This window comes from Streptomyces chisholmiae (assembly GCF_031845445.1).
Lineage (GTDB): Bacteria > Actinomycetota > Actinomycetes > Streptomycetales > Streptomycetaceae > Streptomyces > Streptomyces chisholmiae.
The window spans coordinates 198,516-213,931 of sequence record NZ_JAVREO010000003.1 but is presented as its reverse complement, the minus strand read 5'-3'; the positions used below and the strand labels follow the sequence as shown (position 1 = coordinate 213,931).

General features: G+C 77.6%; 12 protein-coding genes. 11 read left to right on the top strand and 1 reads right to left on the bottom strand.

The window, feature by feature from the left end:
- Positions 1-21: 21 nt before the first annotated feature.
- Positions 22-1,392 (bottom strand): MFS transporter, encoded by a 1,371-nt coding sequence (locus tag RM844_RS06010; protein ID WP_311665602.1) that lies wholly within the window; start codon positions 1,390-1,392, stop codon positions 22-24.
- Between the two features lie 315 nt (positions 1,393-1,707).
- Here RM844_RS06010 and RM844_RS06005 point away from each other — a divergent pair, with 315 nt between their 5' ends.
- The 11 genes from RM844_RS06005 to RM844_RS05955 all read left to right on the top strand — a co-directional run bounded on the left by RM844_RS06005 (position 1,708) and on the right by RM844_RS05955 (position 15,407).
- The gene (locus RM844_RS06005) at positions 1,708-2,664 is read left to right on the top strand and encodes an NAD-dependent epimerase/dehydratase family protein (protein ID WP_311665601.1); all 957 of its coding nucleotides are present in this window, start codon (positions 1,708-1,710) and stop codon (positions 2,662-2,664) included.
- A gap of 43 nt (positions 2,665-2,707) precedes the next feature.
- Entirely contained in the window at positions 2,708-4,366 is a 1,659-nt protein-coding gene (locus RM844_RS06000; protein ID WP_311665599.1) for a carbamoyltransferase family protein, read from the top strand.
- Positions 4,367-4,437: 71 nt separating this feature from the next.
- Positions 4,438-5,466, top strand: a complete 1,029-nt coding sequence (locus RM844_RS05995) for a glycosyltransferase family 2 protein (protein WP_311665597.1) — start codon at positions 4,438-4,440, stop codon at positions 5,464-5,466.
- The gene (locus RM844_RS05990) at positions 5,459-6,088 is read left to right on the top strand and encodes a D-glycero-alpha-D-manno-heptose-1,7-bisphosphate 7-phosphatase (protein WP_311665595.1); all 630 of its coding nucleotides are present in this window, start codon (positions 5,459-5,461) and stop codon (positions 6,086-6,088) included. The genes RM844_RS05995 and RM844_RS05990 overlap by 8 nt, the downstream gene beginning before the upstream one ends.
- Positions 6,089-6,174: 86 nt before the next feature.
- Positions 6,175-7,203, top strand: coding sequence for a glycosyltransferase family 9 protein (locus RM844_RS05985; RefSeq protein WP_394814455.1), 1,029 nt, complete (start codon positions 6,175-6,177; stop codon positions 7,201-7,203).
- A complete protein-coding gene (locus RM844_RS05980; RefSeq protein ID WP_311665593.1) occupies positions 7,200-8,165 on the top strand; it encodes a glycosyltransferase in 966 nt (321 codons plus the stop codon). Before RM844_RS05985 ends, RM844_RS05980 begins: the two co-directional genes overlap by 4 nt.
- Positions 8,165-9,406: a glycosyltransferase gene (locus RM844_RS05975; protein ID WP_311665591.1), complete on the top strand. Its 1,242-nt coding sequence runs from the start codon at positions 8,165-8,167 to the stop codon at positions 9,404-9,406. The genes RM844_RS05980 and RM844_RS05975 overlap by 1 nt, the downstream gene beginning before the upstream one ends.
- Positions 9,407-9,520: 114 nt before the next feature.
- Positions 9,521-10,150 carry a D-sedoheptulose-7-phosphate isomerase gene (locus RM844_RS05970; RefSeq protein ID WP_311665589.1) on the top strand — a complete coding sequence of 210 codons (630 nt, stop codon included), beginning with the start codon at positions 9,521-9,523 and terminating at the stop codon, positions 10,148-10,150.
- The gene (locus tag RM844_RS05965) at positions 10,147-11,580 is read left to right on the top strand and encodes a PfkB family carbohydrate kinase (protein WP_311665587.1); all 1,434 of its coding nucleotides are present in this window, start codon (positions 10,147-10,149) and stop codon (positions 11,578-11,580) included. Before RM844_RS05970 ends, RM844_RS05965 begins: the two co-directional genes overlap by 4 nt.
- A complete protein-coding gene (locus RM844_RS05960) occupies positions 11,577-12,539 on the top strand; it encodes a glycosyltransferase family 9 protein (protein ID WP_311665585.1) in 963 nt (320 codons plus the stop codon). Before RM844_RS05965 ends, RM844_RS05960 begins: the two co-directional genes overlap by 4 nt.
- Before the next feature lie 597 nt (positions 12,540-13,136).
- A complete protein-coding gene (locus RM844_RS05955) occupies positions 13,137-15,407 on the top strand; it encodes a catalase (RefSeq protein ID WP_311665583.1) in 2,271 nt (756 codons plus the stop codon).
- Positions 15,408-15,416: the final 9 nt, after the last annotated feature.

Genomic DNA, 15,416 nt, shown 5'->3' with positions numbered 1-15,416 from the left:
CGGGCCGGCCGGGGCCGCCGGTCAGCCGGCCGGCACCAGCTCGGGCTCGGCGCGCGCGGCCGGGACGGGCGCCGGCGCGGCGGCGTCCGGGGTCGCGCCGGCCGGTGCGCCGGCCGGTGCGGTGGCGCGGCCCCGGCGGGCGTGCACGAGCAGGCCGGCGGCGGCGGGGACGGCCACCAGCAGGCCGCCGATGACGAGTGCCGTCCGGGCGCCGGCGAGTTCCATCAGCAGGCCCATGGCGGGCGGACCGACCAGCCCCCAGCCGGTGCTCAGGCTGCGCCAGACGCCCAGCACCCGGCCGCGCATGGCGGGGGGCGGGTCGGTCTGGAGCACGGTGGTGCCGGCGGTGTCGGCGACCGACTCGACGACGGCCATCGGGATCACCAGCAGGATCAGCAGGCCGAGCGTGGGGGTGAGGCCGGTGGCGATCTGGAGCACCGCGCCGATCGCCGACATGGCGGCGACCAGCCGCACCGAGGGGCGCTGGAGCACGCCGGCGAGCAGCGCGCCGGCGATGCCGCCGACCGCGAGCGCGGTGGAGACGGTGCTGAAGCCGCCGGGTCCGGCGGCCAGCGGACCGGTGACGAGGACGGCCAGGGTCAGGGCGTAGTTGCGGCCGAAGATGGAGCTGAGCGCCGTGATGGCGGCGAGCAGCATCAGCTGCGGCCGGGCCAGGAAGAAGCGCAGTCCGGCGCGGGCGCCGTCGTCGACGGGGGTGGCCGGCACGGTGGTGGCCGGCGCCGGCGCCGGCTGGCCGAGGCCCTCGGTGGAGTCGTCGGTGGCCCGGTCGACGAGCCGGAGGAAGGGGATGACCGCGGCCACGAGGACGAAGGACAGGCCGTTGGCGACGAAGGCGGACGCGGTGCCGAAGAGCAGCACCGCGCCGCCGGCGAGCGCGGTGCCGGCCAGCCGGCCGACGCTGTGCACGGCGGAGCCCAGGGCGATGGCGGACGGCACGTCGCGGCGCGGCACCAGGTCGTTGCCGAGCAGGGCGGTGGCCGGCCCGTCCACGGTGCTGATCACGCCGGTGACGGCGGCCAGCAGCAGGAGGGTGGGCACGTTGAGGGCGTCGAGGGCGACCAGGGCGGCGGTGGTGAAGGCGACCAGGCCGAGGGCCACCTGGCTGACGGCGGCGGTCAGCTTGCGGGGCCAGGCGTCCACGGCGGCGCCGCCGGCGAGCCCGAGCAGCAGGCCGGGGCCGGCCTGCACGGCCAGGCTGAGGCCGGTCATCGCGGCGGAGCCGGTGACCTGGAGCACCAGCAGGTTCTGGACGGTGAGCTGCATCCAGGTGCCGGCGTTGGAGACGAGGTTGGCGGCGGACCACCAGCGCATGCTGCGGTACCGCAGGGAACGCCAGGGGTTGCGCCCCCGGGGGCGACGGATGACAGGCATGAGGATTCCCGGTGCCCCGTGTCGAGGCGGGTGAGGGGGAGGACGGGCCGCGGCGCCCGTGCGTGGCGCGCTCCACCGTGGCAGACGGGTCGGCCGTTGAGAAGACCAAGATCGTTCCGCCCGGGCCGCGGGCCGGCCCCGGCCGTGTCAGCGCGGGGTGTCGGGGGCCGGGTGGGCTTGCTCACACGGCCTTCCGGGGGGTCATGCCGGGCCGTCGCGGGCGGTGCGTCCGGTTTGCCCTGGTCCGTCCGGGGTACCTGGGATCGCGGTCGGGGTGACGGGTCGGGGGTGAGCGTCGGGGCGAGAGGAGTGGACATGGATGGCAGGCCGTTTCGGCACGCCGTCGTCACCGGAGGCGCCGGCTTTCTCGGCTCCCACCTGTGCGACGCGCTGCTCGCCCAGGACACGGAGGTCACCTGCGTCGACGACCTGTCCACGGCGCCCCCGGAGCACGTGACGCTGCTGTCGGACCGGCCCGGGCTCACCCTGGTGCGCGCGAACGTCAACGAGCCCTTCGAGGTGACGCACGACGTCGACCTCGTCCTGCACTTCGCCTCCCCGGCGTCCCCGGCCGACTACCTGCGGCTGCCCCTGCACACCCTGGAGACGGGCAGCCTGGGCACCCGCAACGCGCTGGCGCTGGCCCGCGAGCACGGCGCCCGCTTCGTGCTGGCCTCCACCTCCGAGGTCTACGGCGACCCGCTGGAACACCCGCAGCAGGAGAACTACTGGGGCAACGTGAACCCGGTGGGGCCGCGCGGCGTGTACGACGAGGCGAAGCGGTTCGGCGAGGCCATGACGGTGGCCGAGGCCGAGGTCAACGGCACGGACACCGGCATCGTCCGGCTGTTCAACACCTACGGGCCCCGGATGCGCGGCCACGACGGCCGCGCCGTGCCGACGTTCATCCGGCAGGCGCTGGCCGGCGAGCCGCTGACGGTGACCGGCGACGGCGGCCAGACGCGTTCCCTGGCCTACGTCTCGGACACGGTCGCCGGGGTGCTGGCGATGGCCGCCTCCGACCTGCGCGGGCCGGTCAACATCGGCAACCCGGACGAGATCAGCATGCGGGAGCTGGCGGAGACGGTGATCAGGCTGACCGGCTCGCCGTCCACCGTGCGCCTCGTCGACCGGCCGGCCGACGACCCGATGGTGCGCCGGCCGGACATCACGCTGGCCCGCGGCAAGCTCCAGTGGCAGCCGGTGGTCGAGGCGGACGAGGGGCTGGCCCGCACCATCGCCTGGTTCCGCGACCACCGCCCGGCCGGCTGAGCGCCGGGCTCACCCCGCTCCCGGCCCACCTGACGGAGGTCCCATGCGCGTACTCGGCGTCAACGCCCTCTTCCACGACCCGGCGGCGGCCCTGGTGATCGACGGGCGGACCGTCGCCGCGGCCGAGGAGGAGCGGTTCTCCCGGCGCAAACACGGCAAGCGGCCGCTGCCGTTCTCCGCCTGGGAGCTGCCGCGGATGGCCGCCGCCTGGTGCCTGGGCCAGGCCGGGCTCCGCCCGCAGGACCTGGACGCGGTCACCTACTCGTTCGACCCCGGGCTGGCCCGGCCGGCCGACCAGCTGGGGCTGGACGACCCCTGGGACCACCTGCGGCAGACCTACGCCAGGGAGGCGCCGAACTTCCTCTGCGAGGCGCTGCCCGGCCTCTCCCCCGAGCAGGTGCGGTTCGTCCCGCACCACCTGGCGCACGCCGCCTCATCGGCGTTCGCGGCGCCGGCGGCGGAGCGTTCCTCGGTGCTGGTGCTGGACGGGCGGGGCGAGGCCACCTCGCACCTGGCCGGGCGGCGGGACGGGGCGCGGCTGGAGCCGCTGTTCGGGCAGGAGCTGCCGCACTCGCTGGGGCTGGTCTACGAGGAGCTGACGGAGCACCTGGGCTTCCTGCGGTCCAGCGACGAGTACAAGGTGATGGCGCTGGCCTCCTACGGCGACCCGGGGCGGTTCCTGCCGGAGCTGCGGCGGTATGTGCACCCGACCGGGGACGGCGGATTCCGGGCGGCCGGGGTGCCGTGGTCACAGCTGTGCCCGGCGCGCCGCCCGGGGCAGGGCTGGACGCCGGACCAGGCCGATCTGGCGGCCGGCGCGCAGGCCTGCCTGGAGGAGACGCTGCTGGACCTGGTGCGCTGGCTGCACGGCCGGACCCATGACGAGGTGCTGACCATGGCCGGCGGTGTGGCGCTGAACTGCGTGGCCAACTCGCGGCTGGCGGCGGAGGGGCCGTTCCGGCGGATCTGGGTGCAGCCGGCCGCGGGGGACGCGGGCACGGCGCTGGGCGCGGCCCTGCTGCACGCGGCGGAGGTGGAGCCGGCGGCGCCGGCCGCGATGCCGGGCGCCGACCTGGGGCGTGGCTGGTCGGATGCCGAGCTGGAGGGCTGGTTGAAGACGGCCGCCGTGCCGTTCGAGCGGCCGGCGGACGTGGCGGTCGAGGTGGCCCGGGCGCTGGCGGAGAACGCCGTGGTGGCGTGGTTCCAGGGCCGCTCGGAGTTCGGGCCGCGGGCGCTGGGGCACCGTTCCCTGCTGGCGCACCCCGGCCCGTCGGGGAACCTGGAGCGGCTGAACGACATCAAGGGCCGCGAGCAGTTCCGTCCGGTGGCGCCGATGGTGCTGGCGGACCGGGCCGCGGAGATCTTCGACGGTCCGCTGCCCAGCCCGTACATGCTCTTCGTGCACGGGGTGCGGCCCCAGTGGCGGGAGCGGATCCCGGCCGTGGTGCACGTGGACGGCACCGCGCGGGTGCAGACGGTGGACCCGGAGGCGGAGCCGCTGGTGGCGCGGATGCTGACCGCGTTCGAGCGGGCCACCGGGCTGCCGGTGGTGGTCAACACGAGCCTGAACACCGCCGGGCGGCCGATGGTGGACGACCCCAGGGACGCCCTGGAGTGCTTCGGCTCCTCCCCGGTCGACGTCCTGGCGCTGGGGCCCTTCCTGGTCCGGCGGCGGGACTTCTTCGCCGGCCGGGGCGACTGACCGGCCCGGCGCCAACGGCCGCCCCGGGCCCCCCGGGGCGGCGCCGACGGACGAGCCCCCGGAGGTGGCAGGTGAGCGAGGAGCCGTTCGCGTACGCCGTGGTGATCCCGACGCTGGGCCGGCCGTCGCTGGTGTCCACCCTGGCCGCGCTGGCCGACGGGGCGGGGCCGCTGCCGGCGCGGGTGGTGCTGGTCGACGACCGGCCGGCCGACCCGGAACCGCTGGCGGTCGCCGTGCCGGCCGCGCTCCGCGCGGTCACGGAGATCGTGCGCGGCCGCGCCCGGGGGCCGGCCGCGGCCCGGAACACCGGCTGGCGGCGGGCGACGGAGCCGTGGATCGCGTTCCTCGACGACGACGTGGTGCCCGGCCCCGACTGGCGGGCCGCGCTGGCGGCCGACCTGGCGGCCAGTGCCCCGGGGACGGGCGGCGTGCAGGGGCGGATCGACGTGCCGGCTCCCCCGGGGCGTCCCACGGACTGGGAGCGGACCACGGCGGGGCTGGCGTCGGCGCGCTGGATCACCGCGGACCTGGCCTACCGCCGGGCGGCGCTGGCCGCGGTCGGCGGCTTCGACGAGCGGTTCCCCCGCGCGTTCCGGGAGGACGCGGACCTGGCGCTGCGGGTGACGACCGCGGGCTGGCGGCTGACGGTCGGCGAGCGGCGCACCACGCACCCGGTGCGGCCGGCCGGCTTCTGGGTGTCGCTGCGCACCCAGGCGGGCAACGCGGACGACGTGCTGATGGGCCGGCTGCACGGGCGGGACTGGCGGGCGCGGGCCGAGGCGCCGCGCGGCCGGTTCCCCGCCCACCTGGCGACCACCGCCGCGGCGGCGGGCGCCCTGCTGGCGCTGACGGCGCGGCGGCGGCGGGTCGCGGTGGGCTGTGCGGCGCTGTGGCTGGCGGCCACGGCGGAGTTCGCCACCGCCCGGATCAGGCCCGGTCCGCGCACGCTCGACGAGCTGGGGCGGATGGCGCTGACCAGCGCCGCGATCCCGCCGGCCGCGGTGGGGCACTGGCTGCGGGGCGTGGTCCGACACCGTTCGGTCCCGCCCCACACCGTGTTTGAATCGGACATATCAGGAAACTCTGGGGCACATGACTGACCGCCCCGCGGCCCGGCCCCTGACGCCGTGGCTCTTCCCGCCCGGCGCCACACCACCCCGTGGCGTGGTCCGGCGGCAGCACGGCCCGGCCGCCGTCCTCTTCGACCGGGACGGGACCCTCGTCGAGGACGTGCCCTACAACGGGGACCCGGAGCGGGTCGTGGTGCTGCCCGGCGCGCGCGAGGCGTTGGCGCTGCTGCGGGCCGAGGGCGTCGCCACCGGCGTGGTCAGCAACCAGTCGGGGGTGGCCCTCGGCCGCGTCGACCGGGCCGGGCTGGCGGCGGTGCGGGCCCGTATCGAGGCGGAGCTGGGCGCGTTCGGGGTGTGGGCGGTCTGCCCGCACGGCCCCGGCGACGGCTGCGGCTGCCGGAAGCCGGCGCCCGGCCTGGTCCTCGCGGCCTGCGCCCGACTGGGCGTCCCGCCGCACCGCGCGGCCGTGATCGGCGACATCGGCGGCGACCTGGCCGCCGCCCGCGCGGCGGGCGCCCGGGGGGTGCTGGTGCCGACACCGGCCACCCGCCCCGAGGAGGTCGCCGCCGCCGAGGAACGGGCCCCCGACCTGCTGACCGCGGTGCGGACGCTGCTGGAGGGCGCCCCGCGCCTGGCCGGAGGCCGGCGGTGACCGGTCGGCCGCGCGGCGGCCAGCGCGGACACGGTGACCAGCACGGGCGGTACGACCGCCCCGCCCGGCCGGCGCCACGCTCGCTGGTGGTCCGGCTGGACAGCGCGGGCGACGTGCTGCTGGCCGGCCCCGCCGTCCGGGCGGTGGCCGCCGGCTCCAGCGAGGTGACGATGCTCTGCGGGCCGCTGGGCGAGGCCGCCGCCCGGCTGCTGCCCGGCGTCGACCGGTTCCTCGTCTACGACGCGCCCTGGGTCAGCCTGGCCGCCCCCGACCTGGACCGGACGCGGGTCGCCGACCTGGTCGACCGGGTGGCGGCCGGCGGCTACGACCGGGCCCTGATCCTCGCCTCCCAGCACCAGAGCCCGCTGCCGGCGGCGCTGCTGCTGAAGCTGGCCGGGGTGCCCTGGATCGGCGCCGACAGCGAGCACTACCCGGGCTCGCTGCTCCAGCTGCGCCACCAGCGGGACCCGCACCGGCACGAGGCCGCCGCCGCCGTCGACCTGGCCAGGGCGGCCGGCTTCGCGCTGCCCGACGGCGACTTCGGCGAGCTGCGGGTGCGCCGGCCGCCGGACACGGCCGCGCTGACCGGCCCGGGACCCTACCTGGTGGTGCACCCGGGAGCGGCGGTGCCGAGCCGGACGTGGAGCGCCGAGCGGGCCGTCCGGGCGGTGGCGGCGCTGGCCGCGGCCGGGCACCGGGTGGTGGTGACCGGCGGGCCGGGCGAGGCGGAGCTGACCCGCCGGGTCGCCGGCCGGCACGCGCTGGACCTAGGCGGCCGGACCGGGCTGGCCGAGCTGGCCGGGGTGCTGGCCGGGGCCCGGGCGGTGATCGCCGGCAACACCGGCCCCGCGCACCTCGCGGCGGCCGTCCGCACCCCCGTGATCAGCCTCTTCGCGCCCGTCGTCCGGGCCAACCGGTGGCTGCCGTACCGGGTGCCGCACCTGCTGCTCGGCCGGCAGGACGCGCCGTGCGCCGGCAGCCGGGCCCGGGAGTGCCCGGTGGCGGGCCACCCGTGCCTGGACTCGATCACCGACGAGGAGGTGCTGGCGGCCGTGGACCGGCTGCTGGTCGGTGGCCCTCCCTGCGACCACATCGGACGAAAGGCCCACGCGTGAACATCCTGCTGTGGCACGTGCACGGGTCGTGGACGACGGCGTTCGTCCAGGGCTCCCACACCTACCTCGTCCCGGTGCTGCCCGACCGGGGGCCGGACGGGCTGGGACGGGCGCGCACCTTCGCCTGGCCGGAGTCCGTGGTGGAGCTGGAGCCGGAGCGGCTGCGGGAGGAGCCCGTCGACCTGGTCGTGCTGCAACGCCCGCACGAGGCCGAGCTGGCCGCCCGCTGGCTGGGCGGCCGGCGGCCCGGCCGGGACGTGCCGGCGGTCTACCTGGAGCACAACGCGCCGGAGGGGGACGTGCCGCGCACCCGGCACCCGTGCGCCGACCGCGACGACCTGCTGCTGGTCCACGTCACCCACTTCAACCGGCTGTTCTGGGACAACGGGCGGGCGCCGACCGCCGTGGTGGAGCACGGCGTGGTGGACCCGGGCCACCGCTGGACCGGCGAGCTGCCCCGGGCCGCCGTCGTCGTCAACGAGCCGCTGCGGCGCGGCCGGACCACCGGCACCGACCTGCTGCCGGGGCTGGCCGAGGCGGTCGGTCTCGACGTGTTCGGCATGGGCACCGCGGGGCTGGCCGAGGCGCTGGGGCTGCCGGCCGGGCGCTGCCGGAGCTGGGAGCTGCCGCAGGAGCGGCTGCACGAGGAGCTGGCCCGCCGCCGGGTCTACGCCCACCCGGTGCGCTGGACCTCGCTGGGGCTGTCCCTGATCGAGGCGATGCACCTGGGGATGCCGGTGGTGGCGCTGGCCACCACGGAGGCGGTGGAGGCGGTGCCGCCCGAGGCGGGCGTGCTGTCCACCCGGCCCGAGGTGCTGCGGGAGGCGGCGGCCCGCTACGTGGCCGACCCGGACGCGGCCCGGGCGGCCGGCGAGGCGGCCCGCCAGGCGGCGCTGCGCCGCTACGGGCTGAAACGGTTCCTGGCCGACTGGGACCGGCTGATGGAGGAGGCGGTCCGGTGATGCCGCACGGCGACCCGCGAGACGGGCTCACCCTCGCCCTGGTCTCGGAGCACGCGAGCCCCCTGGTCGCGCTCGGCGGCGTGGACGCCGGCGGGCAGAACGTCCACGTGGCACAGCTGGCCGGGGAACTCACCGACCTGGGCCACCGGGTGACGGTGTACACCCGGCGGGACTCCCCCGGGCTGCCGGAGGCGGTCAGCCCCCGGCCGGGCCTGACCGTCCGGCACGTGCCCGCCGGCCCGGCCCGGGCCGTACCGAAGGACGAACTGCTGCCGTACATGGGGGAGTTCGCGGCCTACCTGGAGCGGGACTGGGCCCGTGACCAGCCCGACGTGGCGCACTCGCACTTCTGGATGTCCGGGCTGGCCGCGCTCACCCCGGCCCGGGCGCTGGGCGTGCCGCTGGTGCACACCTTCCACGCCCTCGGCGTCGTCAAGCGGCGCCACCAGGGCGCCGCCGACACCAGCCCGGCCAGCCGCGTCGACTGGGAGCGGCACCTCGGCGGCAGTTGCGACCTGACGGTGGCGACCTGCCGGGACGAGGTGGCCGAGCTGACCGCGCTGGGCGTCCCGCCGGATCGGGTGCGGGTGGTGCCCTGCGGGGTCGACCCGGACGTCTTCACCCCCGAGGGGGACCGGCTGCCCCGGGGCCCCTGGCGGCACCGGCTGCTGCACCTGGGCCGGCTGGTGCCGCGCAAGGGCGCGGAGATCTCGCTGGCGGCGCTGGCCCGGCTGCCGGACACCGAGCTGGTGATCGCCGGCGGCCCGCCGAGCGAGGAGCTGGCCGTCGATCCGGAGGCGACCCGGCTGCGGCGGGCCGCCCGGCGGCTGGGCGTCGCCGACCGGGTGCGGTTCACCGGCTCGGTGCCCCGCTCGGCGGTGCCCCGGCTGATGCGGGGCGCCGACCTGGTGCTGTGCCCGGCGGACTACGAGCCGTTCGGCATCGTGCCGCTGGAGGCGATGGCCTGCGGGGTGCCCGTGGTCGCCAGCGCGGTCGGCGGGCAGCGCGACTCGGTCGCCGACCCGGCGACCGGTCGGCTGGTCCCGCCGGGCGACCCGAAGGCGCTGGCCGACGCGGTGGCCGCGCTGCTCGCCGACCCGGCGGAACGGGCGGCCTGCGGCGCGGCCGGCCGGCGGCGGGTGCTCACCCGCTACCGCTGGGCCTCGGTGGCGGCCGCCACCGAGCAGCTCTACCTGGGGCTGCGCGCCCGCTGCCCGGCACCGGTCAGCGGCGCGGGCTGACCCGCCGGCGACCGACGAAGCGGCCACCCACCCGGCCCGGGAGCCCGGGACCGACCACCGCGAGACCACCGCACGACCACGGGACCGACGACGGGACGACAAGGAGACAGACACGTGGACGCACCCCCCACCGCGCGGCAGCACTGCGCGTCCCTGCAGGAGGCCCTGACCCACTTCCACGACGACCGGCGGGCCGGGCTGGCCCAGGCGGTCGCCTGGGGCCGCCGGCTGGCGGCGCTGCTGCCGACCGGCGGCCGGCTGCTGGTGGCCGGCAACGGCGGCAGCGCGGCGCAGGCGCAGCACCTGACGGCCGAGTTCGTCGGCCGCTACCGGCGGGAGCGCGCCCCCTACTCGGCCATCGCGCTGCACGCGGAGACCTCGGCGGTCACCGCGATCGGCAACGACTACGGGTTCGACGAGGTCTTCGCCCGCCAGGTCGCCGCCCACGGCCGGGCCGGCGACGTGCTGCTGCTGCTCTCCACCTCGGGCAGCAGCGACAACCTGCTGGCCGCGGCACGCGCGGCGCGGGCCGCCGGGCTGGGGGTGTGGGCGATGACCGGCCCGGCCCCCAACCCGCTGGCCGGCCGGGCGGACTCGACGGTCGCGGTGCGCTCCCCGTCCACGGCGACCGTGCAGGAGGTCCACCTGGTGGCGCTGCACGTGGTGTGCGAGGCGTTCGACGAGGCGCTCGACGCGGCCGACCGCGCGGCCGGGGCCGCGGTGCTGTCGGGGAAGGCCGCGTGACCGGCCGGCGCCCGGTCGTCGTGGTCGGTGACCTGCTGCTGGACCAGGACATCTCCGGGGAGGCCAACCGGCTCGCGCCGGACGCGCCGGTGCCGGTGGTGGAGGTGGCGGCCGAGCGGTGCCGGCCCGGGGGCGCCGGGCTGGCCGCCGCGCTCGCCGCCCGGGACGGCCGCGAGGTGATCCTGGTGACGGCGCTCGGCTCCGACGAGGCCAGCGAGACGGTCCGGGCGATGCTGCCGCCCGGGGTGCGGCTGGCGGAGCTGCCGCTGGCCGGCAGCCTGCCCGTCAAGTCCCGGGTGCTGGCCGGCGACCGGCCGCTGATGCGGATGGACCGGGGTGGCGGCACGCCGGGGGCGCCCGGCCCCGAGGTGCTGGAGGCGCTGGCGGCGGCCGGCTCCATCCTGGTGGCCGACTACGGCCAGGGCACGGCCACCGCCGTGCGGGAGCCGCTGGCCGGCGCCGCCCGCCGGCTCCCCGTGGTGTGGGACCCCCACCCCCGGGGGGACCGGCCGGTGCCGGGGGCGCGCCTGGTCACCCCGAACGAGCGGGAGGCCCGCTGGTTCGTCCGCGAGCACTGCGCCGGGGCGGCCACCGCGGTGGCCGAGGACGACGACTCACTGCGGGCACACAGCCTGCGCGGGACGCTGCTGGCCGAACGCTGGGCCGCGCTGTCGGTGGCGGTCACCCTCGGCGCGCGCGGTGCCGTGCTGGCCCGCGCCGAGTGCGACGACCCGCTGTACATCCCGGTCACCGCGGGCAGCGACGGGGACCCGTGCGGGGCCGGCGACTGCTTCGCCGCGACCGCCACCACGGTGCTGGCGGACGGCGGGCTGCCGACCGAGGCGGTGGACCTGGCCACCGAGGCGGCCTCGGCGTTCGTCGCCACCGGGCGGGCGGACCGGCGGGCCTGGTGCGGCGAGCCTAAGCGGCCGGTCCGGGTCGCCGCGGTGCCCCCGGCCAAGCCCCGCCGGCTGGCCGACATCACCGCGCTCGCCGACTCGGTCCGGGCCGGCGGCGGCACGGTGGTGGCGGCCGGCGGCTGCTTCGACCTGCTGCACGCGGGCCACGTGCGGTTCCTGGAGAACGCCAGGCGCACCGGCGACCTGCTGATCGTCTGCGTGAACTCGGACGCCTCGGTGCGCCGGCTGAAGGGCGCCGGCCGGCCGCTGAACCCGGCGGCCGACCGGATCCGGGTGCTGGAGGGGCTGGGCTGTGTGGACGCGGTCGCGGAGTTCACCGAGGACACCCCGCAGGCCCTGCTGCGGCTGCTGCGCCCCGACATCTGGGTCAAGGGCGGCGACTACAGCGTCCGCGACCTGCCGGAGGCGGCCCAGTTGCGGGAGTGGAACGGGCAGGCGCTGGTGCTGCCCTACCTGGACGGGCACTCCACCACGGCCATCGCCCACCGGGCCGCGCGCGCCGCGTCGTGAGCCGGGTGCTGGTGCTGCGGGCCCTGGGGCTCGGGGACCTGCTGACGGCGGTGCCCGCGCTGCGGGCGGTGCGGCGCTCGTTCCCCGCGCACCGGCTGCTGCTGGCCGCCCCGGAGTCGCTGGCCGGGGCGGTGGCGGCGCTGGACTGCGTCGACGAGCTGGTGCCGACCGTCGCGCCGGGCCGGGAGGTGCCGGCCCGCGTCCCGTGGCGGGGACCGGCCCCGGAGCTGGCCATCGACCTGCACGGCAACGGCCCGGCGAGCCTGCGCCCGCTGCTGGCCCTGCGGCCCGCGCGGACGATCGGGTACGCCCTGCTGCCGCCGGACCAGTGGGCGGAGCGGGAACACGAACGGGAGCGCTGGTGCCGGCTGCTGCGCCGGCACGGGATGCCGGCCGACCCGACGCGGCTGGGGATCGCCGCACCCGCGGTGGCCTCCCCCGCGCCCGGGGCGGTGGTGGTGCACCCGGGGGCGGACGCGGGCGCCCGGCGGTGGCCGGCCGAGCGGTTCGCCGCGGTGGCCCGCTCGTTGGGCGACCGGACGCGGGTGGTGGTGACGGCCGGGCCGGGTGAGGAGCCGCTGGCCCAGCGGGTGGCGGCGCTGGCCGGGCTGCCGGCGGGCGCGGTGCTGGCCGGGCTGCCGTTCCCCACGCTGTCCGCGCTGGTCGCCGAGGCCAGCGCGGTGGTGGTGGGCGACACCGGGGTGGCCCATCTGGCGACCGCGCACGGCACGCCGTCGGTGGTGCTCTTCGGCCCGGTCTCCCCCGCGCTGTGGGGTCCGCCGCCGGGCCGCCGGCACCGCGCCCTGTGGCACCCGGACCCGGCGGACGGCGCCCGGCCGGGGGACCCGCACGGGGCGGCGCCGGATGCCCGGCTGGCCCGGATCTCGGTCGCCGAGGTGCGGGAGGCGCTGGCCGAGGTAACGGGCGGCCGCGCCGACCGGACGCTGCGCCGGCCGTAGGTACCGACCGTGGCGCGGGGGTCGGGGGCGGCGTCGGCCGGTCCTGGCCGCGCGGCGCCGGTGGGGGGGGCGACGGCCGGTTGACGGACCCGGCGCGCGGGCAACCCGGCCCGCCCCGGTCGTGCCCGCCCGGCTCCGCCAGTTCGGGGGGCCGCACCCGGCCGGGCGGCACCGACAGGAGGAGTGGATCACGATGGGCCCGCCGGCTGCTGACGGCCGAGCGGATGGCGCCCACCCGCCCGCACCCCGGCACGGCGGGTTCGACCGTCGTGCGGTGGGCGGTCGGGCCGTTCGCCGCGATGACCGACCGGGTCAGGGACGCGCCGCGGAGCCGCGCCGACGGGCGGCTGACCGGCCGCAGGGCGAGCCCGCCCGGGCGAGCGCCGGGCGGGCTTCGCCGTGGGCGCGGCCCGGCGCCGGTCCCGGACGACTCACGTCCGCGGGTGCCGCCGGTCCCCGCGGCGCGGCCTCTAGGGTGACGTCCGGTGGGCGAAATATCCGACTTGCCCTACCGATGAGCTCGCGGGCCCGGGCATCGGACACCCTCAGGGCCCCAGGTGCCGGCCACGGCCGGCCGACGCGGAGGAACTACCGACGATGGACGAGAGCAACCCACTCAAGCGCGCCGCCGACCGGGTCAGCGAGGCCCTGCGGCCGGACACCGGACCGGAGGAGGGCATCCCCGGCAAGCCGGGCGCCGAGACGCCCCCGGTGGACGAGCCGGTCAAGCCCCGCGGCCCGCTGCCGCCCAAGCCGGACCAGCGCGGCCCGGACACCTACTCCCCCACCGGGCAGGCCACCGGCGTCGACCAGGCGGAGGTCGCCCAGGGCGGCAGCCGGCTGACGAACGCCCAGGGCACCCGGCTCCCCGACAGCGACCACTCGCTCAAGGCCGGCCCCCGCGGGCCCGTCCTGCTGCAGGACCACCACCTGCGCGAGAAGGTCATGCACTTCGACCACGAACGCATCCCCGAGCGGGTGGTGCACGCCCGGGGCGCGGCGGCGCACGGCGTCTTCCAGGGGTACGGGACGGCGACGGAGGTCAGCAAGGCGGCGTTCCTCGCCAAGGACGTGGAGACGCCGGTGTTCGTCCGGTTCTCCACGGTGCTGGGCTCGCGCGGCTCCTCGGACACCGTGCGCGACACCCGGGGCTTCGCGACCAAGTTCTACACCTCGGAGGGCGTCTTCGACCTGGTGGGGAACAACATGCCGGTCTTCTTCATCCAGGACGCGATCAAGTTCCCGGACGTCATCCACGCCGGCAAGCCGCACCCGGACCGGGAGATCCCCCAGGCCCAGAGCGCGCACGACACGTTCTGGGACTTCGTCACGCTGCACCAGGAGGCGACCCACCACACCCTGTGGAACATGTCCGACCGGGGCATCCCGCGCTCCTACCGGATGATGGAGGGCTTCGGCGTCCACACCTTCCGGCTGGTCAACGCCGAGGGCACCACCACGCTGGTGAAGTTCCACTGGAAGCCGCGTCTTGGCACGCACTCGCTGGTCTGGGAGGAGGCCCAGCTCATCAACGGGGTCGACCCCGACTTCCACCGCCGGGACCTGGCCGACGCGATCGAGGCCGGCGCCTTCCCGCAGTGGGAGCTGGGCATCCAGGTCTTCCCCGACACCCCGGAGCAGACCTTCGAGGGCATCGACCTGCTGGACCCGACGAACCTGGTGCCCGAGGAGCTGGCCCCGGTGCGGCCGATCGGCCTGCTGACGCTGAACGCCAACCCGTCGAACTTCTTCGCCGAGACCGAGCAGGTCGCCTTCCACGTCGGGCACCTCGTGCCCGGCATCGACATCACCGACGACCCGCTGCTGGCCGGCCGGCTCTTCTCCTACCTGGACACCCAGATCAGCCGGCTGGGCGGGCCCAACTTCGGCCAGCTGCCCATCAACCGGACGCACGCCCCGGTCAACGACATGCTGCGCGACGGCATGCACCAGACGGCCGTGCACCGGGGCGTCGCCCCCTACCGGCCCAACTCGCTCGACGGCGGCTGCCCGTTCCAGACCGGCGCGGCGGACGGCGGGTACGTGGAGACGCCGGTCCAGCTGCCGGCGGCGAGGAAGGTGCGCGAGGCCCCCGAGTCGTTCGCCGACCACTTCAGCCAGCCCCGCCGGTTCTGGCTCAGCATGTCGCCGGTGGAGCGCGAACACATCATCGGCGCCTACACCTTCGAACTCGGCAAGTGCTACGAGCAGTCCGTCAAGGAGCGGGCGCTGCGGGTGCTGGCCACCATCGACGGCGAGCTGTGCGCGGGGGTCGCGGCCGGGCTCGGCCTGCCCGCCCCCGAGCCCATCGAGGAGGTGCCCCCGGTGGCACCCAGCCCGGCCCTCTCGCAGCTCGGGAGCACCTGGCCGGTGGACGGCCGGATCGTCGGCGTCGTCACGGACGGGACGACCGGCCTGGACGGGGTGCGCGCGGTGCGGCAGGCGGTGCTGGACGCCGGCATGGTCCCGCTGGTGATCGCCCCCACCGGCGGGGTGCTGGGCGCCGGCGATGACGCCGTCACCGTCCAGCGGACCTATGTCACCGCCCGCTCCGTCGAGTTCGACGCCGTCCTCGTCGCCGGCACCCCAGGCCCCGGCCAGGACGCCTTCGGCGCCCGGGACGCCAAGGCCGCGGCCGGCGCCGGCGGCGCCACCGACCCGCGGGTCGGGCTGCTGCTGGCCGAGGCGTACCGGCACGGGAAGGCACTCGGCGGCTGGGCCGGCGCCGAGGCGGCGTTCACGGCGGCCGCCGTGCCGGCGGACGCGGCCGGCGTGGTCCTGGCCGAGGACGGGCCGGGCGCGCTGCGCGGCGTCGTCGAACTGCTGGGCGCCCACCGGGTGTGGGACCGCTTCGCCACCACCGGGTGACGGCCGGCC